Annotated in this window: 21 protein-coding genes and 1 tRNA gene; all 22 read right to left on the bottom strand. The window is 69.1% G+C overall.

The features are described from left to right. Positions 1-5 precede the first annotated feature (5 nt). Positions 6-329: an NADH-quinone oxidoreductase subunit NuoK gene (gene nuoK / locus EYQ95_RS18170; RefSeq protein WP_132328931.1), complete on the bottom strand. Its 324-nt coding sequence runs from the start codon at positions 327-329 to the stop codon at positions 6-8. After that, on the bottom strand, positions 326-961 hold the full coding sequence (locus tag EYQ95_RS18165) for an NADH-quinone oxidoreductase subunit J (protein WP_132328929.1): 636 nt from the start codon (positions 959-961) through the stop codon (positions 326-328). The genes nuoK and EYQ95_RS18165 overlap by 4 nt, the downstream gene beginning before the upstream one ends. Before the next feature lie 7 nt (positions 962-968). Continuing rightward, entirely contained in the window at positions 969-1,457 is a 489-nt protein-coding gene (nuoI, locus tag EYQ95_RS18160) for an NADH-quinone oxidoreductase subunit NuoI (protein ID WP_132328927.1), read from the bottom strand. Positions 1,458-1,473: 16 nt separating this feature from the next. After that, complete coding sequence (nuoH, locus tag EYQ95_RS18155) at positions 1,474-2,538, bottom strand: NADH-quinone oxidoreductase subunit NuoH (protein WP_132328925.1); 1,065 nt, start codon at positions 2,536-2,538, stop codon at positions 1,474-1,476. Positions 2,539-2,543: 5 nt separating this feature from the next. Next, positions 2,544-4,778 (bottom strand): NADH-quinone oxidoreductase subunit NuoG, encoded by a 2,235-nt coding sequence (gene nuoG / locus EYQ95_RS18150; RefSeq protein WP_132328923.1) that lies wholly within the window; start codon positions 4,776-4,778, stop codon positions 2,544-2,546. Next, positions 4,775-6,142, bottom strand: a complete 1,368-nt coding sequence (gene nuoF / locus EYQ95_RS18145) for an NADH-quinone oxidoreductase subunit NuoF (RefSeq protein ID WP_132328921.1) — start codon at positions 6,140-6,142, stop codon at positions 4,775-4,777. Before nuoF ends, nuoG begins: the two co-directional genes overlap by 4 nt. 6 nt (positions 6,143-6,148) lie before the next feature. After that, positions 6,149-6,676: an NADH-quinone oxidoreductase subunit NuoE gene (gene nuoE, locus EYQ95_RS18140; RefSeq protein WP_132328919.1), complete on the bottom strand. Its 528-nt coding sequence runs from the start codon at positions 6,674-6,676 to the stop codon at positions 6,149-6,151. 28 nt (positions 6,677-6,704) lie between these two features. Continuing rightward, on the bottom strand, positions 6,705-7,985 hold the full coding sequence (locus EYQ95_RS18135) for an NADH-quinone oxidoreductase subunit D (RefSeq protein ID WP_132328984.1): 1,281 nt from the start codon (positions 7,983-7,985) through the stop codon (positions 6,705-6,707). Between the two features lie 32 nt (positions 7,986-8,017). Continuing rightward, positions 8,018-8,758 carry an NADH-quinone oxidoreductase subunit C gene (locus EYQ95_RS18130; protein ID WP_132328917.1) on the bottom strand — a complete coding sequence of 247 codons (741 nt, stop codon included), beginning with the start codon at positions 8,756-8,758 and terminating at the stop codon, positions 8,018-8,020. Continuing rightward, a complete protein-coding gene (locus EYQ95_RS18125) occupies positions 8,755-9,330 on the bottom strand; it encodes an NADH-quinone oxidoreductase subunit B family protein (RefSeq protein WP_132328915.1) in 576 nt (191 codons plus the stop codon). Before EYQ95_RS18125 ends, EYQ95_RS18130 begins: the two co-directional genes overlap by 4 nt. Positions 9,331-9,334: 4 nt before the next feature. Continuing rightward, entirely contained in the window at positions 9,335-9,691 is a 357-nt protein-coding gene (locus EYQ95_RS18120) for an NADH-quinone oxidoreductase subunit A (protein WP_132328913.1), read from the bottom strand. 94 nt (positions 9,692-9,785) lie between these two features. Beyond that, positions 9,786-9,870 (bottom strand) — tRNA-Leu (locus EYQ95_RS18115). A gap of 93 nt (positions 9,871-9,963) precedes the next feature. Next, on the bottom strand, positions 9,964-10,416 hold the full coding sequence (gene secG / locus EYQ95_RS18110; RefSeq protein ID WP_370451290.1) for a preprotein translocase subunit SecG: 453 nt from the start codon (positions 10,414-10,416) through the stop codon (positions 9,964-9,966). A gap of 21 nt (positions 10,417-10,437) precedes the next feature. Continuing rightward, entirely contained in the window at positions 10,438-11,190 is a 753-nt protein-coding gene (tpiA, locus tag EYQ95_RS18105; protein ID WP_132328909.1) for a triose-phosphate isomerase, read from the bottom strand. Between the two features lie 31 nt (positions 11,191-11,221). Continuing rightward, the gene (locus EYQ95_RS18100; protein ID WP_132328907.1) at positions 11,222-12,172 is read right to left on the bottom strand and encodes an isopenicillin N synthase family oxygenase; all 951 of its coding nucleotides are present in this window, start codon (positions 12,170-12,172) and stop codon (positions 11,222-11,224) included. 47 nt (positions 12,173-12,219) lie between these two features. After that, the gene (glmM, locus tag EYQ95_RS18095) at positions 12,220-13,584 is read right to left on the bottom strand and encodes a phosphoglucosamine mutase (RefSeq protein ID WP_132328905.1); all 1,365 of its coding nucleotides are present in this window, start codon (positions 13,582-13,584) and stop codon (positions 12,220-12,222) included. Between the two features lie 56 nt (positions 13,585-13,640). Beyond that, on the bottom strand, positions 13,641-14,522 hold the full coding sequence (gene accD / locus EYQ95_RS18090; RefSeq protein ID WP_132328903.1) for an acetyl-CoA carboxylase, carboxyltransferase subunit beta: 882 nt from the start codon (positions 14,520-14,522) through the stop codon (positions 13,641-13,643). An 84-nt stretch (positions 14,523-14,606) separates the two neighbouring features. Continuing rightward, positions 14,607-15,398: a tryptophan synthase subunit alpha gene (gene trpA, locus EYQ95_RS18085; RefSeq protein ID WP_132328901.1), complete on the bottom strand. Its 792-nt coding sequence runs from the start codon at positions 15,396-15,398 to the stop codon at positions 14,607-14,609. A 202-nt stretch (positions 15,399-15,600) separates the two neighbouring features. Continuing rightward, positions 15,601-16,818: a tryptophan synthase subunit beta gene (gene trpB, locus EYQ95_RS18080; protein WP_132328899.1), complete on the bottom strand. Its 1,218-nt coding sequence runs from the start codon at positions 16,816-16,818 to the stop codon at positions 15,601-15,603. 68 nt (positions 16,819-16,886) lie between these two features. Further along, positions 16,887-17,555 carry a phosphoribosylanthranilate isomerase gene (locus EYQ95_RS18075; RefSeq protein WP_132328897.1) on the bottom strand — a complete coding sequence of 223 codons (669 nt, stop codon included), beginning with the start codon at positions 17,553-17,555 and terminating at the stop codon, positions 16,887-16,889. Beyond that, positions 17,552-18,385 carry a tRNA pseudouridine(38-40) synthase TruA gene (gene truA, locus EYQ95_RS18070; RefSeq protein ID WP_132328895.1) on the bottom strand — a complete coding sequence of 278 codons (834 nt, stop codon included), beginning with the start codon at positions 18,383-18,385 and terminating at the stop codon, positions 17,552-17,554. Before truA ends, EYQ95_RS18075 begins: the two co-directional genes overlap by 4 nt. Continuing rightward, positions 18,382-18,633: FimV/HubP family polar landmark protein (locus EYQ95_RS18065; protein WP_132328893.1), on the bottom strand; the 252-nt coding region annotated here is incomplete at its 5' end. The genes EYQ95_RS18065 and truA, both read right to left, overlap by 4 nt.

The raw sequence follows: 18,633 nt of genomic DNA, 5'->3' as shown, positions 1-18,633 counted from the left end.
GGCGATCAACCCTTCATCGAATCGATTTCGGCCACGTTGATCGTGCGCCGGTTGCGGAAGAGCGTGACGAGGATCGCCAGCCCGATCGCGGCCTCCGCGGCCGCCACCGTCAGGATGAAGAAGACGAAGACCTGGCCCGACGCATCGCCAAGGTGGCGCGAGAAGCCCACGAAGTTGATGTTGACCGAGAGCAGCATCAGCTCGATCGACATCAGCAGCACGATGATGTTGCGCCGGTTGAGGAAGATGCCGGCGACGCTGATGCACAAGATCACCGCGCCGAGCGCCAGGTAGTGGCCGAGCGTGATGCCACCTTCGAGCAGGTTCATGCCTGGCCTCCGTCGTTGGAGCGGGCCGGCGCCGGGCGGACGGGCGCCATCTTCACCATGCGAAGGCGGTCGCCCGCCTTCACGCGCGCCTGCCAGGCGGGATCCTGCGAACGCACGCCCTCGCGATGGCGCAGGGTGAGCATGACGGCCGCCACCACGGCGATCGTGAGGATCACCGCGGCCACCTCGAACGGCAGCATGAAATCGGTGAACAGCGTGCGCGCCAGCCAGACGGTGTTCGGCACGTCGCCATCCGCCGCGGCATTCGCCGGGAACGCCTGCGTGGACGCTGCACGCACGCCGATGAGGGTCACGATCTCCACGAGCATGACGACGGCGACCAGCAGGCCCACCGGCAGGTAGCGCACGAAGCCGCGGCGCAGCGGCCCCACGTCGATGTCCAGCATCATCACGACGAACATGAAGAGGACCATGACGGCGCCGACGTAGACGAGGATCAGCGCGATGCCCAGGAACTCGGCGCCGGCGATGATCCACGTGCAGGCGACCGAGAAGAACGTCAGCACCAGCGACAGCACGGCATGGACCGGATTGCGCAGGCTGATGACGGCGATGGCCGAGACCGTGGCGGTCGCGGCGAAGAACAGGAAAGCGATGGTCGCGAAGTCCATGGCGGCCTCAGCGGTAGGCGGCGTCGGCGGCGCGACGCTCGGCGAGCTCGGCTTCGAGGCGATCGCCGATCGCCAGCAGCTGCGGCTTGGTCACGACGTTCTGTCCGCGCGCATCGAAGTGGTACTCGAGGATGTGCGTCTCCACGATCGAGTCCACCGGGCACGACTCCTCGCAGAAGCCGCAGTAGATGCACTTGAACAGGTCGATGTCGTAGCGCGTGGTGCGGCGCGTGCCATCGGCCCGCTTTTCCGAATCGATGGTGATCGCCAGCGCGGGGCAGACGGCCTCGCACAGCTTGCAGGCGATGCAGCGCTCCTCGCCGTTCGGGTACCGGCGCAGCGCATGGATGCCGCGGAAGCGGTGCGACTGCGGGATCTTCTCCATCGGGTACATGACCGTGTACTTCGGCTTGAAGAGGTACTTCAGCGTCAGCCACAGGCCCTGCAGCAGCTCGAGGAGCAGCAGGCTCTTGAAATAGGCGGCAATGCGGTTCATGGAGTGCTCGCGTCCCTCACCGGCCCGGCTCGAAGACGCCGTAGTACGCCATCAGCGCGGTGGCGCAGATCCACGCGATGGTCAGCGGAATGAAGACCTTCCAGCCCAGCCGCATGATCTGGTCGTAGCGGTAGCGCGGGAACGACGCACGGAACCAGATGAACGCGCTGGCGAAGAACGCCACCTTGATCAGCAGCCACCACCAGCCATCGGCCGACAGGAACGGAATGCCGAGGCCGTGGAACGGGCTGAGCCAGCCGCCGACGAAGAACAGCGACGTCAGGAAGCTGATGAGGATCATGTTCGCGTATTCGGCCAGGAAGAACAGCGCGAACTGCGATCCCGAGTACTCGACCATGTGGCCGGCGACGATCTCCGACTCGCCCTCGACCACGTCGAACGGAGCGCGGTTGGTTTCCGCCACGCCCGAGATGAAGTAGACGACGAACAGCGGCAGCAGCGGCCACATGAACCACTCGAACAGCGCCGCGTCACCCGCCTGCGCCATCACGATACCGCTCAGGTTCAACGTGCCGGCCGCGATGAGCACGCCCACCATCGCAAAGCCCATGGCGATCTCGTACGAAACCACCTGCGCCGCGGCGCGCATGGCACCCAGGAAGGCGTACTTCGAGTTCGATGCCCAGCCGGCGAGGATGACGCCGTACACGCCCAGCGAGGTCATCGCCAGCAGGTACAGCAGGCCCGCATTGACGTCGGCGAGCACCAGGCGCGTGTCGAAGGGCACCACGGCCCAGGCCGCGAACGCCGGAACCAGCGCGAGCAGCGGCGCGAGCACGTAGAGGCCCTTTTCCGCACGTACGGGCTGGATCACTTCCTTGAACAGCAGCTTGAAGACGTCCGCGAACGCCTGGAAGATGCCCATGCCCACGTACATGGGCCCGTGGCGAACGTGCATCCAGCCGATGAGCTTGCGCTCCCAGACGACGTAGAACGCCACCGCGATGATCACGGGCATCGTGATCGCGAGGATCTTGAGCACGATCCACGCCACGGCGCCTGCCGCACCGAGGCCCAGCAGCCAGTCGCGCAGCGGATCGACGAGTTCGTTACCGATCATCGGCCTCAGGCCCTCCCGACTTCGACGCGTCCCGCGCCCAGCGGCGCGGTGGCGGCATGGCCGCCCTCGACGTACACCGTGCCCGGCGCCACCTTGGTGCTGAGTTCCACCGGCAGCGCCGCACGGCCGCTGGCCACGGCGAAGCGCGCCATCGCGCCGGACTCGATGCCGAGCGCGTCGGCGTCCTGCGGGTTGAGCAGCGCGCGCGGCGCATGGTTGAGCGGATGCGCCTGCAGCGCGGGCGAGCGGCGCACGACCGCGTCGCTGCGATAGATCGCGGGCGACGTGGCGATCTCCAGCCCGCCGCCCTGCCCCAGCGTCGGCGCGGCTTTGGCCGCGGGCACGACCGCGCGGGGCGTCACGAGTGCACGCGCGCCCGCGAAATCGACGAAGTCGAAACCGGATGCGCCGAGTTCACCGGCAAGTGCGCGGATGACGCGCCAGCCCGGCCGTGCATCGCCCGGCAGCTTCCCACCCGCCACGGCGACCTGGTCACGGCCGTCGAGGTTGGTCAGCGTGCCGTCGATTTCCGGCAGCAGGCCGATCGGCAGGATGACGTCGGCCACCGCGCGCGTAGACTCGCAGGCGAAGTGGCTGAAGGCCACGACCTGCGCGCCATTCAGCGCGGCCAGCGCCTGTGCCGGCGACGCGAAATCCAGGCCCGGCTCGATGCCGTAGAGCAGATAGGCCGAGCGGGGCTCGACGAGCATGGCCACGGCGTCGCGCGACGTCGGCAGCACGCCGTGGCGCGCGAGCCCGAGCGCGTTCGCACCCTGGGGAACGCGGCAAAGCCGGGCATCGGTCGCCGTCGCCAGCTCGCGGGCGGCGCTGCGGATGGCCGAGGCATGCGGGCCGTTCTCCGCGATGGCACCCACGATGACGGCAACCGACTCGACACCGTGCAGCGCATCGCGAAGCCCGGCATCACCGAGCACCTGCGCGATCGCGGAAGGCGCGACGATGCGTCGGCTGGCGACCTCGAAGGTGAAGTCGAAATCGACCGGGTTGACGACGTGGACCTTCGCGCCGCGCGTCCAGGCCTTGCGGATGCGCGCATGCACGAGCGGCAGCTCGTGGCGGATGTTGGAGCCGACGATGACGATGGCGTTGGCCCGCTCGATATCGGCGACCGGCATCGCGAAGGGCTCGGCGACCGCCCCATCGGAAAGATCGACCTGCGACAGGCGGTGGTCGATGTTCCCCGTGCCCAAGGCCTCGGCAAGGCGCGCCAGCAGCGCGCCTTCCTCGTTCGAGGTCGACGGATGCACGAGCATGCCGAGCTCGTCGGCACCGTTGTCGCGAAGGATCTGCGCCGCACGCGCGAGCGCCTGCTCCCACGAGACCTCGCGCCACTCGCCGCCTTCCTTGACCATCGGCGCGACCGCGCGGTCGCCCGCGTACAGGCCTTCATGCGAGTAGCGGTCGCGGTCCGACAGCCAGCACTCGTTGACCGCCTCGTTCTCGCGCGGGACCGTGCGCAGCACCTCGCCGCGGCGCACGTGCAGGAACAGGTTGCTGCCGAGCGCATCGTGGTAGCCCAGCGACTCGCGCGCCATCAGCTCCCACGGACGGGCGCGGAACTGGAACACCTTGTTGGTCAGCGCGCCGACCGGGCAGACGTCGATGACGTTGCCGGAAAGCTCCGTCGTCAGCGGCTTGCCGTCGTAGGTGCCGATCTGCAGGTTCTCGCCGCGGTACATGCCGCCGAGTTCGTAGGTGCCGGCGACTTCCGCGGTGAAGCGCACGCAGCGCGTGCACTGGATGCAGCGCGTCATCTCGGTGGCGACCAGCGGACCGATGTCCTCGTCGGGCACCGTGCGCTTGCGCTCGGAGAAGCGGCTGATCGACCGGCCGTAGCCCATCGACAGGTCCTGCAGCTCGCACTCGCCGCCCTGGTCGCAGATCGGGCAGTCGAGCGGATGGTTGATCAGCAGGAACTCCATCACGTTGCGCTGGCTCTTGAGGGCCTTCTCGCTGCGCGTGGCGACCTTCATTCCGTCCATCACCGGCGTGGCGCAGGCCGGTGCGGGCTTGGGCATCTTCTCGACCTCGACCAGGCACATGCGGCAGTTCGCGGCGACGCTCAGCTTGTCGTGGTAGCAGAAGCGCGGGATCGGGATGCCCGCCTTGTCGGCGGCCTGGATGATCATCGAGCCCTTCGGCGCGGCCGTCTCGACACCGTCGATGAAGACGGTGACGTGGTCGGGCGGAAGGTTCGGGTTGACGGGTTGCGCACTCATGCGGCGGCCACCTGCTGCACGACCGTGCCCGCGGCCTCGTCGTCAACGAGGAAGCGCCTGTTCACGATCGCGTATTCGAATTCATGCCAGAAGTGGCGCAGGAAGCCCTGCACCGGCCACGCCGCAGCCTCGCCGAAGGCGCAGATGGTGTGGCCCTCGATCTGCCCGGCAACCGCGCGCAGCATGTGCAGGTCGTCGAGCGTGGCGGTCTTCTCGACAATGCGCGTGAGCATGCGGTACATCCAGCCCGTGCCCTCGCGGCAGGGCGTGCACTGGCCGCACGACTCCTTGAAGTAGAAGCGCGCGATGCGCTGGCAGGCGCGCACCATGCAGGTCGTCTCGTCCATGACGATGACCGCGCCCGAACCCAGGCCCGAGCCCGCCTTCTGGATCGAGTCGTAATCCATCGTCAGGCCGAGCATGGTCTCGCCCGGAAGCACCGGCATCGACGAGCCGCCCGGGATCACCGCCTTCAGCCTGCGGCCGCCGCGGACGCCCCCGGCCATCTGCAGCAGCTCGGAGAACGGCGTGCCCAGGCGGATCTCGAAGTTGCCCGGGTTGTTCACGTGACCCGAGACCGAGAACACCTTCGGGCCGCCGTTGTTGGGCTTGCCCAGGCCCGCGAACCATTCGGCGCCATTGCGGATGATCGCGGGCACCGAGGCGTAGGTCTCGGTGTTGTTGATGGTCGTCGGCTTGCCGTAGAGGCCGAAGTTGGCGGGGAACGGCGGCTTGTAGCGCGGCTGGCCCTTCTTGCCTTCCAGCGACTCCATCAGCGCGGTCTCTTCGCCGCAGATGTAGGCGCCTGCACCGAGTGCGCCGAAGATGTCCACGTCGACGCCACTGCCGAGGATGTTCTTGCCCAGCCACCCGTTCTCGTAGGCTTCCTTGAGGGCCTGCTCGAAGTGCTCGAACGGCTCATGGTGGAACTCGCCACGCAGGTAGTTGTAGGCGACGGTCGAACCCGTCGCGTAGCAGGCGATCGCCATGCCCTCGACGACGGCGTGCGGGTTGTAGCGCAGGATGTCGCGATCCTTGGCGGTGCCGGGCTCGGACTCGTCGGAATTGCAGAGGATGTACTTCTGGCCCGGGCCCTTGGGCATGAACGACCACTTCAGGCCCGTCGGGAAGCCCGCGCCGCCGCGGCCGCGAAGGCCCGAGGCCTTGACCATGTCGATGATCGCGGCAGGCTCGATCCTCTCGGTGAGGATCTTGCGCCAGGCTGCGTAGCCGCCGGTCTTGAGGTAGTTCTCGTACGACCAGGGCGTGTCGAAGTGCAGCGTCGTGTAGACGACGTTGTGCTCCTGCGGCGCCGGGCCGACCGGGCCGTAGCCCTTGGAATAGTCGTGGTGGGAATGCGCCATCGCGCCTTACTCCAGCCCGTCGAGCAGCTCGTCCACCTTCGCGGCGTCGAGCTTCTCGTGGTAATGGCCGTTGATGACGACGACCGGCGCCCCGCAGCAGGCGGCGAGGCATTCCTCTTCGCGCTTGAGGTACACGCGGCCGTCGGCCGTGGACTCGCCCAGCCTGCAGCCGAGCTTCTTCTCCGCGTGCTCGACCAGTTCCTGCGCACCGTTGAGCCAGCAGCTGATGTTCGTGCAGAAGGCGACGTTGTGGCGGCCGACCTTCTCCGTCTCGAACATCGAGTAGAAGCTCGCGACCTCGTAGGCCCAGACCGGCGGGATGCCGATGTACTTGGCGACCGCCGCGATGATCTCGTCCGACAGCCAGCCGCCGTTCTGCTCCTGCGCCGCGTGCAGCCCCTGGAGCACGGCCGAGCGCCGGCGGTCGGCGGGGAACTTCGCCAGCCAGTGGTCGATGTGCGCGCGTGTGGCGTCCGTTAACGCGACCATCGGGTCGACGTTCTGGCAGGCCTCGAAATTGCCGGTCGCTTTCATTGCAGTCCGTAATCCGGTCGTCGCCGCGTCAGCGGTCGATTTCGCCGAAGACGATGTCGTAGGTGCCGATCATCGCGACCACGTCGGCCAGCATGTAGCCCTTGACGATCGCGTCCATCGACGAGAGGTGCGCGAAGCCGGGCGCGCGGATCTTCAGGCGGAACGGCTTGTTCGCGCCATCGGAAACCATGTAGCAACCGAACTCGCCCTTGGGCGCCTCCACCGCGGCATAGGTCTCGCCCGGCGGCACGCAATAGCCTTCGGAGAAGAGCTTGAAGTGGTGGATGAGGGCTTCCATGTCGTCCTTCATCTCCTCGCGCTTGGGCGGGGCGACCTTGAAGTTGTCGACGATCACGGGGCCGGGATTGGCGCGCAGCCACTTCACGCACTGCTGGATGATCCTGTTCGACTCGCGCATCTCGGCCACGCGGACCAGGTAGCGGTCGTAGCAGTCGCCGCCCGTGCCGATGGGGATGTCGAAGTCGACCTGGTCGTAGCGCGCGTACGGCTGGGTCTTGCGCAGGTCCCAGGCGATGCCCGAGCCGCGCAGCATCGGGCCGCTCATGCCCCACGCATGCGCCTGCTCCGGCGTCACCACGCCGATGCCGACGGTGCGCTGCTTCCAGATGCGGTTGTCGGTGAGCAGCGTCTCGTACTCGTCCACGCGCGCCGGGAACTCACGCGTGAAGTGCTCGATGAAGTCGAGCAGCGTGCCCTCGCGCGCCTCGTTGAAGCGCTTGAGGTCCTTCCCCTTGCGCCACGGCGACTCGCGGTACTTGGACATGCGGTCCGGAAGGTCGCGGTAGACGCCGCCCGGGCGGTAGTAGGCCGCGTGCATGCGCGCGCCCGAGACCGCCTCGTACACGTCCATGAGCTCTTCGCGCTCGCGGAACGCGTAGAGGAAGACGGCCATCGCGCCGAGGTCGAGCGCGTTCGATCCGATCCACATCAGGTGGTTCAGGATGCGCGTGATCTCGTCGAACATCGTCCGGATCCACTGCGCGCGCTCCGGAGCCTCGATGCCCAGCAGCGTCTCGATGGCACGCACGTAGGCGTGCTCGTTGCACATCATCGAGACGTAATCCAGCCGGTCCATGTACGGCACCGACTGGTTGAACGGCTTGGACTCGGCGAGCTTCTCGGTGCCGCGGTGCAGCAGGCCCACGTGCGGATCGGCGCGCCGCACGACCTCGCCGTCCATCTCCAGGATGAGGCGGAGCACGCCATGCGCGGCCGGGTGCTGCGGGCCGAAGTTCAGCGAGTAGTTGCGGATCTCGGGATCACCGACGCGCTTGGCCGGTGCCCCCATGTCGTCGGCCAGGCCGACCGGAGTGACAGCGCTCATCGACGGGCCTCCGTGCGCTGGGCCTGTTCGCCCTGCGAGGTTTCGTAGCGCGCGTCGTCACGGATCACGCGCGGGACGAGCACGCGCGGCTCGATGGTGACCGGCTGGTACACGACGCGGCGGCGCTCGGCGTCGTAGCGCACCTCCACGTTGCCGATCAACGGGAAATCCTTGCGGAAGGGATGGCCGACGAAACCGTAGTCGGTGAGGATGCGACGCAGGTCCGGATGCCCGTCGAAGACGATACCGAACAGGTCGAAGGCCTCGCGCTCGAACCAGTTCACGCCCGGCCAGACGTCGACCAGCGACGCCACGGCCGGCACGTCGTCGTTCGGCGCGAAGGTGCGGACACGCAGGCGCAGGTTGTGCTGCACCGAGAGCAGGTGCGCGACGACCGCGAAGCGGCGCTCGGGCGCGGCGGCCGCGCCATTGGGAAGCTCGCCCCAGGCGAAGCGGCCGGGGCCCTTGCCTTCCACACCGCGCGAGAAGCCCTCCGAGGACACCGAGGTATCCCACTCGTCCGTGCCGTAGCCGAGGTAGTCGACACCACAGAGGTCGACCAGCTGCTCGAAGCCGAACTCGTCGCGCAGCGCCACGGCCGTGGCCAGCCAGGACGCGTGCAGCACGTCGAGGGTCACTTCCCCACGCGGCTCGGCCACGTGGACGCCGGCTTCGGTGAACCGCGCCGCGAGGCGCGCAGCCAGCGGATTTCCGACGGCGGTGACGGACTCGCTCATGCGCGCACGCCCTGGCGCTGCTCGCCGAAGTTGGTGCCGCGACGGATCTTCTTCTGCAGCTGCAGGATGCCGTAGGTCAGCGCCTCCGCGGTCGGCGGGCAGCCGGGCACGTAGATGTCGACGGGCACGATGCGATCGCAGCCGCGCACCACCGAGTAGGAGTAGTGGTAGTAGCCGCCGCCGTTCGCGCAGCTGCCCATCGAGATGACCCACTTGGGGTCGGGCATCTGGTCGTAGACGCGGCGCAGCGCCGGCGCCATCTTGTTGACCAGCGTGCCCGCCACGATCATCACGTCGGACTGGCGCGGCGACGGGCGGAACACGACGCCGTAGCGGTCGAGGTCGAGGCGCGAGGCGCCCGCGTGCATCATCTCGACGGCGCAGCAGGCCAGGCCGAACGTCATCGGCCACATCGAGCCGGTGCGCGCCCAGTTCCAGAGCGCGTCGAGATTGGTGGTCACGAAGCCCTGCTGCATGACCGGGTTCTGGTCCTCGGGCAGCAGGATGTCGTCCAGCCGCCCCTCGGGCAGCGGGTTGTGCATCAGGTTTGAGAATTTCTCGAGGGCGCCCATGGCGTCACTCCCACTCGAGGGCACCCTTCTTCCAGACGTAGGCGAATCCGATCACCAACAGCGCCAGGAAGATGCCCATTTCGATCAGGCCGAAGACCCCGAGTTCGCGGAACACGAGCGCCCACGGGAAGACGAACGCGATCTCCAGGTCGAAGACGATGAAGATGATCGCGATCAGGTAATAGCGCACGTTGAACTGCATGCGCGCGTCTTCGAAAGCGTTGAAGCCGCTCTCGTACGGCAGCAGTTTCTCTGCGGACGGCGTCTTCGGGCCGAGAAGGCGGCCGATGACGATCAGGGCGACGCCGATACCGCCGGCGACGATCAGGAACAGCAGGGTCGGCAGGTATTCGGCCAGCACTCGTGTTCTCTCGGTCTCGCGGCGGCAGACCTCGGGGTGCCTCTGCGGCCGCTGGCCGCATGGCGCCCCCGCACGCGTCGGGGTTGCTTCACTATGGTGCCCAAGGGGGGACTCGAACCCCCACGACTTGCGTCGCTACCACCTCAAGGTAGTGCGTCTACCAATTCCGCCACCTGGGCAAATCTCGCGTCGTCCGTGACTGTGGGAGGCCTTTGCCGCCCCGCCCCGGTGATCCCTGACCGGAGTTCACTATTGTAACCGAATTACACGAATCAACCACCCGTCGGAGCGGCCGGCTGCGGCGCAGTCGTCGCCTGCGGAGCCGGTTGCGTGGTCGTCGGGGGAGCGGCAGGCGCGGCAGGCGCGGCAGGTGCGCCGCCCGGCTGCGCAGGCAGCGCCGGGACGGCGCCGTCGACCGGGGCCGCGGGCACGGCGCCCGCAGGCACCGCCGGCAGCTCGGACATGAGACCGCCCGCTTCCGTCGCCGGGGTGCGCGTGGCGCGCGTGGCCTGCCAGGCCATGAAGAGGCTCAGGCCGAAGAAGGCGATGGCCAGCCACTTGGTCGACTTGGACAGGAAGTTCGCCGAGCCGCGGGCCCCGAACACCGTGCCGGAGGCACCGCCGCCGAAGCCGGAACCGGCCTGCGCGCCCGCGCCACGCTGCATGAGGATCAGCGCGATCATCGCGATCGCCAGCAGCACGTAGATGATGTTGAGGAACAGCATGGGCAGGAACCCGTCGAAGGCTTAGCGTGCGGCCGCCTGGGCGATCGCGAGGAAGTCGTCGGCCACCAGCGAGGCGCCGCCGACCAGTCCGCCGTCCACGTCCGGCTGCGCGAAGAGCGCGACGGCGTTGTCGGGCTTCACGCTGCCACCGTAGAGGATGGGCAGCGAGCCGGCGATTCTAGCATCGTACTCGGCGATCTCGCCACGGATGAAGGCGTGGACCTCCTGCGCCTGCTCCGGCGTGGCGGTATGCCCCGTGCCGATGGCCCAGACGGGCTCGTAGGCGATCACGGCACCGTCCAGCGGCGCGGCGCCGTGCGCCTCCAGAAGCGGCTCCAGCTGCTGCTCGATGCGCCACCAGGTCTTGTCGTCCTTGCGGTCGTCCAGGGTCTCGCCGACGCAGAGGATGGGCGTCAGGCCCGCCTTCTTCGCAGCCAGGAACTTGCGCACGACGAGCTCGCTGGTTTCATGGTGGTACATCCGCCGCTCCGAATGGCCGACCAGGCCGAAGCGCGCGCCCACGTCGACCAGCATCGAGGCCGAGACCTCGCCGGTGAAGGCACCCTTCTCGTTCGCGCTGACGTCCTGCGCGCCGAAGGCGAGATCGCGCCCACGGCAGTGCTCGACCAGCTCGCCGAGGTAGGGAAGCGGCGGCAGGATCACCCGTTCGACGCCTTGCGGCGCCGGCTGCGCGGCGATGGCATCGACGAGGCCGAGGGCGAACCCGCGGTCTCCGTGCAGCTTCCAGTTTCCGGCGACAATCCGACGGCGCATGCGTGACTCCTGGTGTTCGGGCGCGGGGATGTTACTTGAGCTTGATCTCGCGCAGCCGCTCCTCGAGATAGCCCTGCGCGGTGATCGGTTCCGGATAGCGGCTCGGGTTGTCCGACGTGATGCACGAAGGCAGCACGTCGATCACGAAGTCCGGGTTCGGATGCAGGAAGAACGGCGTGGAGTAGCGCGGCTGGCGTGCCTTCTCGCCCGGCGGGTTGACGACGCGGTGCGTGGTCGACGGGTACACGTGGTTGGTCAGGCGCTGCAGCATGTCGCCGATGTTGACGACGATGGTGTCGGCCTGCGCGGTGTAGGGAATCCACTCGCCCTTGCGCGACAGCACCTCCAGGCCTTCGGCGCTGGCACCGACCAGCAGCGTGATGAGGTTGATGTCCTCGTGCGCGCCCGCGCGGACGTTGGGCACGTCCGGCGTGGTGATAGGCGGGTAGTGGATGGGGCGCAGGATCGAATTGCCCTGATCGGTCTTGTCGGCGAAGTAGTGCTCCGGCAGCCCGATGTGCAGCGCGAGCGCCGAGAGCATGCGCGAGCCCAGGGCATCCAGCGCGTTGTAGAGGCGGTAGCCGACGTCGCGGAACTCCGGCACCTCCTCCGGCCAGACGTTCGGCGGCATCACGTCGGCGTACCTGGAGTCGCGCGGGATCTCGCGACCGATGTGCCAGAACTCCTTCAGGTCGTAATGCTGCGCGCCCTTGGCAGTCTCGATGCCGAAGGGCGTATAACCGCGCGCGCCGCCGCCGCCTTCGATGTGGTACTTGCGCTTGACCTCTTCGGGCAGCGCGAAGAACTCGGCGAAGACGCGGTAGGCGTCGTCGATGAGCTGCTGCGGGATGCCATGGTTGCGCACGCCGGCGAAACCCCACTCGCGGTAGGTGGCGCCGAGTTCGGCGACGAAGGCGTCGCGATCGGCCTGCGAAGCGGCGTTGTCGAAGCGCTGGATGTCGAGGGTGGGGATCTGGCTCATGGCGGGACCGGCAGATGGGACGCGGCAGGATGGCCGGCGTCGGGGAATCAGGACTTGACCGCGGTCAAGGCGGCCGCGCGGACCGCATCGGCCAGCGCGTCGAGGGTGGACTGCACCAGCGTCGCGTCGTCGGCCTCCACCGTCACGCGCACGACGGGCTCGGTGCCGGACGGGCGCAGGAAGGCGCGCCCCCTCCCCTGCACGGCCTGCTGTGCGACGGTGAGCGCGGCCTTCACCGACTCGGCCTCGGCCGGCTTGGTATCGCCGGCATAGCGGACATTGACGGTCTTCTGCGGCACCTTCCGCAGGCCCGCCAGCGCTTCCGCGAGGCCGATGCCGCGGCGACGCAGCACCTCGAGCACCTGCAACGCGCTGACGATGCCGTCGCCCGTGCTGACGCGATCCAGGCAGAGCAGGTGGCCCGAGGCCTCGCCGCCCAGCACGCCGCGGTTGGCGATCAGCTGCTGGTGCACGTAGCGGTCGCCGACCTTGGCCCGGATGAAGTCGATGCCCAGCGCGCCCAGCGCCTGCTCCAGGCCGAAGTTGGTCATCAGCGTGCCGACGACCGGACCCTGCAGGCGGCCGCTCTCGCGCCAGTCGGTGGCGAGCACGTAGATCAGGTCGTCGCCGTCGCGCACGACGCCTTCGGCGTCGACGAACAGCACGCGGTCGCCGTCGCCGTCGAAGGCGATGCCGAGGTCGGCGCCACTCTCGACCACGTGGCGCGCGAGCGTTTCCGGGTGCGTCGAGCCCACGCCGTCGTTGATGTTCACGCCGTTGGGATCCACGCCGATCGTGGTCACGCGCGCACCGAGCTCGCGGAAGACCATCGGCGCGATCTGGTAGGTCGCCCCGTTCGCGCAGTCCATCGCGATGCGCATGCCGCCGAGGTCGAAGCCCTTGGGCACGGAGTTCTTGCAGGCCTCGACGTAGCGGCCCAGCGCGTCGCGCGTGCGCACGGCCTTGCCGAGTTCCTCGGAGGCGACGGTGCGGAAGGGCTCGTCCAGCGCGGCCTCGATGGCCAGCTCGGTGGCGTCGTCGAGCTTCTCGCCTTCGGCCGAGAAGAACTTGATGCCGTTGTCGTGATGCGGGTTGTGCGAGGCGGAGATGACGATGCCGCCGTCCATGCGCAGCGAGCGCGTGAGGTGGGCGACCGCGGGCGTGGGCATGGGGCCCATGAGCTGCACGTCGACGCCGGCGGCGACCAGGCCCGCCTCCAGCGCGGCCTCGAACATGTAGTTCGAGATGCGCGTGTCCTTGCCGATGATGACCACGGGCTTGCGCCAGGCCGGCGCGCGCGAGCGCAGGGCGTGGCCATAGGCATTGCCCAGGCGCAGGACGAAGTCGGCGGAGATCGCGCCTTCGCCGACGCGGCCGCGGATGCCGTCGGTGCCGAAGTACTTGCGGGTCATGGAGTGTTCGGGTCCGTTTCGGGGGGCGCGGCGATGTCGACGCCGCGTCGGGCGGCTCAGGCCGTCGCCGCCTCGGGCGCCGGCTGGCGCATGAGGAGGGCGAGCAGCGCGGCGAGCTTGTCGCGCATCTCGCGGCGGTCGCAGATGAGGTCGATCGCGCCGTGCTCGAGCAGGAACTCCGAGCGCTGGAAGCCCTCGGGCAGTTTCTCGCGCACGGTCTGTTCGATCACGCGCGGGCCGGCGAAGCCGATCAGTGCCTCGGGCTCGGCGATGTTGATGTCGCCGAGCATCGCGAAGGAGGCCGAAACGCCGCCGGTGGTGGGATGCGTGAGCACCGAGATGTACGGCAGGCCGGCTTCGCGGAGGCGACCGAGCGCGGCCGAGGTCTTGGCCATCTGCATGAGCGAGAACAGGCTCTCCTGCATCCGCGCGCCACCGGAGGCGGAGAGGTTCACGAACGGACAGCCGAGCTCGAGCGCGGTCTCGGCCGCGCGCGTGAAGCGCTCGCCGACCACCGAGCCCATGGAGCCGCCCATGAAGGCGAAGTCGAACGAGGCGGCCACCAGGTCGCGGCCGGCCAGCTTGCCCTGCATGGCGACCAGCGCATCACGCTCGCCGGTCGACTTCTGCGCGGCCTTGATGCGGTCGGCGTACCTCTTCTGGTCGCGGAAGCGCAGCACGTCGGTGGGGCCGAGCTCGGCCGCGATCTCGCGCGTGCTGCCCGCATCGAACAGCGAGGCCAGCCGCGCGCGGGCGCGGATGGGCATGTGGTGGTTGCACTTGGGGCAGACCTCGAGGTTCTCCTCGAGCTCGGGGCGGTACAGCGCGGCAGCGCAGCGGTCGCACTTCTCCCAAAGGCCTTCGGGCACGCTGCGGCGGCGCGCGGCGCCGGCATCGGTGCGGATGCCGGAGGGCATGAGCTTCTTGAGCCAGGACATGCTGGGGCTCTCTCCTGTTCAGCTTGGGGCCGCCGTGCGGCCAGCAGGTCAGTGTAGCTCAGCGGCAGCAGCGCCCTGCGCGCCTCAACCGTCGAGCGCGGTGCGAAGCGGGGCGAGGAAATCCCGGGCCGCGGCGGCCGGGTCGGAGGCATCGGCGATCGCGTTCACCAGGGCGCTGCCGACCACCACGCCATCGGCGTCGACCGCCATCGCGGCGGCGCTGGCCGCGTCCCGGATGCCGAAGCCGGCCACCACGGGCACGGTGGTGACCGCGCGGATCGTGCGGAGCCGCTCGCCCGCCGCGCCGGTGTCCAGGCGGTCCGCGCCCGTCACGCCCGCGAAGCTCACGTAGTAGAGATAGCCGCGGGCGAGCGACCTGAGCATCGACAGGCGCGCGTCGGACGTGGTCGGCGAGGCGAGCAGGATCAGCGCGACGCCGGATGCTTCGAACGCCTCGCGGAACTCAGCGGCTTCCTCGGGCGGGAGGTCGACGAGCAGGATTCCGTCGACGCCGGCTTCCGCCGCCTGCGCTGCGAAACGCCGCGAACCGCGGATTTCGACGGGATTGAGGTAGCCCATCAGCACGACCGGCGTGCGCGCATCACGGGAGCGGAACTCGCGCACGCAGCCGAGCACGTAGTCCAGGCCCACGCCACGGGACAGCGCACGCTCGGAACTGCGCTGAATGGTCGGGCCATCGGCCATGGGATCGGAGAACGGCACGCCCAGTTCGATCACGTCGGCACCCGCCTCGACCAGGGCGTGCATCACCGGGACGGTCGCCGCGAGCGACGGATCACCCGCGGTGACGAAGGGGACGAGGGCCTTGCGGCCGGCGGACGCGAGCTGGGCGAAGCGGGTGTCGATTCGATTCACGGTGGGTCCGGAGAGCTGTGTTCGAGCCCGGCGCCGAGCCGGAGGTGTCGGCGCAGAGGCATGCGATGTTGCGGAGGCGGGTTGGCGACCGGATCGGCTCGGGCGCACTTCCGCTTCGCCGAAGCCTCGCCCGCCCTTGGCTTCTTCTTCCCGGTAGACGGACAAGTGCGGGAAGCGACCGGGGCCGCCGTACGTTACGGCATCAGAACGTGATGCCGTCCCGTGCGGCAATGGTGTGCACGTCCTTGTCGCCGCGGCCCGACAGGTTGCACAGCACCAGCGCGTCCTTCGGGAGTTCGTGGGCCAGCTTGATCGCCTGCGCGATGGCATGGCTCGATTCCAGCGCGGGCAGGATGCCCTCGGTGCGCGCCAAGCGGTGGAAGGCGGCCAGCGCCTCGTCGTCGGTCACGCCCACGTAGTCCGCGCGGCCCGTCTCCTTGAGGAAGGCGTGCTCCGGGCCGACTCCGGGATAGTCCAGGCCCGCGGATACCGAATGCGTTTCGATGATCTGGCCGTCGTCGTCGCAGATCACGTACGTGCGGTTGCCGTGCAGTACGCCCGGGCGGCCCGCGGCGAGCGAGGCGGCGTGGCGGCCGGTGTCGATGCCGTCGCCCGCCGCCTCGGCGCCGACCAGGCGCACCGAGGCATCGTTGAGGAAGGCGTGGAAGATGCCGATGGCATTGCTGCCACCGCCCACGCAGGCGGTGACGGCATCGGGCAGGCGCCCGTATTCGGCCAGCATCTGCGCCCTCGCCTCGCGCCCGACCACCGCGTTGAAGTCGCGCACCATGCGCGGGTACGGGTCAGGCCCGGCGACCGTGCCGATGATGTAGAACGTATCGGCCACGTTCGTCACCCAGTCGCGCATGGCCTCGTTGAGCGCGTCCTTGAGCGTGGCCGAGCCGCTGCTCACGGGCACCACGGTCGCGCCCAGCAGCTTCATGCGGTAGACGTTGATCTTCTGGCGCTCGATGTCGGTCGCGCCCATGTAGACCACGCATTCCAGGCCCAGGCGCGCGGCCACCGTCGCACTGGCGACGCCGTGCTGGCCCGCGCCCGTCTCGGCAATGATGCGCTTCTTGCCCATGCGGCTGGCGAGCAGCGCCTGGCCGATGGTGTTGTTGATCTTGTGCGCGCCGGTGTGGTTGAGGTCCTCGCGCTTGAGCAGGATGCGCGCGCCGCCGACCTCGCGGCTCAGCCGCTCGGCGAAGTAGATCGGGCTGGGGCGACCGACGTAATGCGCGAGGTCGCGGTCGAAGGCCTCGATGAACGCCGGGTCCACGCGCGCGGCGTCGTAGGCGGCCGCCAGCTCCTGCAGCGGCCCGATCAGCGTTTCGGCGACGAAGCGCCCCCCGAAGCGGCCGAAATGGCCCTCGGCGTCGGGAAAGGCGTGGAAATCGAGCGGGCTTGCAGCGGACATTCGGCGATCACCAGCATGCCGCCGGGGAGGCGGCCCTCAAGTCTAGGCGATCGCGGGCAAGGCTTTCCTCAGCAGACCGGCACCGCACTGTCCGTGTGGCAGTCCGCGCGCCGCACTTCCTCGACGAAGCGGCGCATCCGGTCGCCGTCCTTGATGCCCGGAGCGCTCTCGATGCCGCTGGACACGTCCACCGCCCAGGGCGTGGCGGTGATGACGGCGTCGAAGACGTTTTCGGGCGTAAGGCCGCCGGCCAGCGCGTAGGGCTTCTGCAGGTCCCTGGGTATGCGCGTCCAGTCGAACGTCTTCCCCGTGCCGCCCTGCCCGCCCTGCACGTGGCTGTCGAGCAGGAAGCCCGCCGCGCCCGGCCAGCGCAGCTGCAGGTAGTGCGGGGCCTGGATCTCGTCGCCCATGGGCACGGCCTTGAGGTAAGGCAGGCCAAAGCTGCGGCAGAAGGCGTCGTCCTCGCTGCCGTGGAACTGCAGCAGGCTGGGCCGTACCTGCCGCACCACGTCGCGCACCTCGTCCAGCGAGTTGTCGGCGAACAGCGCGACCGCGTCCACCAGCGGCGCGAGCGCCTGGCGCATCGCACGGGCTTCCTCGGGTGCGATGCGGCGCGGGCTCCTGGCGGAGAACACGAAGCCGATGCCGTCGACCCCGAGCTCGCAGGCCAGGCGCACGTCGCCCGGACGGGTGAAGCCACAGAACTTGATGCGGGTGCGGAACAGGGTTCGATTCACAGGCTGACCTCGGAGGGAAGGTTCCAGCTGGCCGGATAACGGGGGCCGATGAAGACGAGCCCGGTCGGCGGTGCCGTCGGACCCGCCAGGGTGCGGTCGCGACCTTCGAGGACCTCGCCGATCCAGTCCTCCGGCCGTTCTCCGCGCCCGACGAGAAGCAGGCTGCCGACGATATTGCGGACCATGTGATGCAGGAATGCGTTGGCCTGCACATCCACCTCCACGACGTCGTCGACGCGGCGGACCTCGATCCTCTGCAGCTCCCGGCGTGCGTGCGCGGCCTGGCAGTGCACGGTGCGGAAGGCGGAGAAGTCGCGTTCGCCGAGGAGCGACTGTGCCGCCCGGTGCATCGCGGCCGCGTCAAGCGGCCGTCGCTCCCAGGACAGGTACTGGCGTTGCAGGGCCGGCCGCACCGCGCGGTTGAGGATGCGATAGACGTAGCGCCGGGTCCGTGCGGAAAAACGCGCATGGAAATCCCGGGCGACCGGCACGCACCAGCGCACGCACACCTCCGGCGGCAGGCGCGACGTGGTGCCGAGCACCCAGCCGCGCGGCTCGCGGCGGACGCTCGAGTCGAAGTGCACGACCTGCCCCGAGGCATGCACGCCCGCGTCGGTGCGGCCGGCGCAGACCGTCTCGACGGGGCGCCCCGCCACAAAGGACAGGGCGTTCTCCAGCGTAGCCTGCACGGTGGGCAGCGGCGTGCGCTCGGGCTCGCTGTGCGGGCTCAGGCGCTGCCATCCACTGAAGGCGCTGCCGTCGTACTCGACCGCCAGCGCGTACCGCTGCAGGCCCTCCCCGGCCGGCGCCGGGGCGTCGGCATCGGTCATCCGAGGCCCTGGCGCATGCGCGAGGCGACGCTGCGCGCCGTGGCGTCGTCGCTGGACTCGACTTCCGACAGCAGCTGCCGCGCACGCTCGGTGTCGCCCGCGTCCAGACAGGCCTGTGCACGTTCAAGGCGCTCGGCGTTGGCGGGCTCGACCTGCGGTGCGAGCGCGTCGGCCTCGCCGCTGGAGATGCTCGAGCAGGCCGCGCCCGGCGAACCGCTCGACTGCTGGCTCAAGCTCGACAGCGGCAT

It is taken from the genome of Lysobacter sp. N42 (genome assembly GCF_004344885.1).
This window is presented reverse-complemented; position numbering and strand designations above follow the sequence as displayed.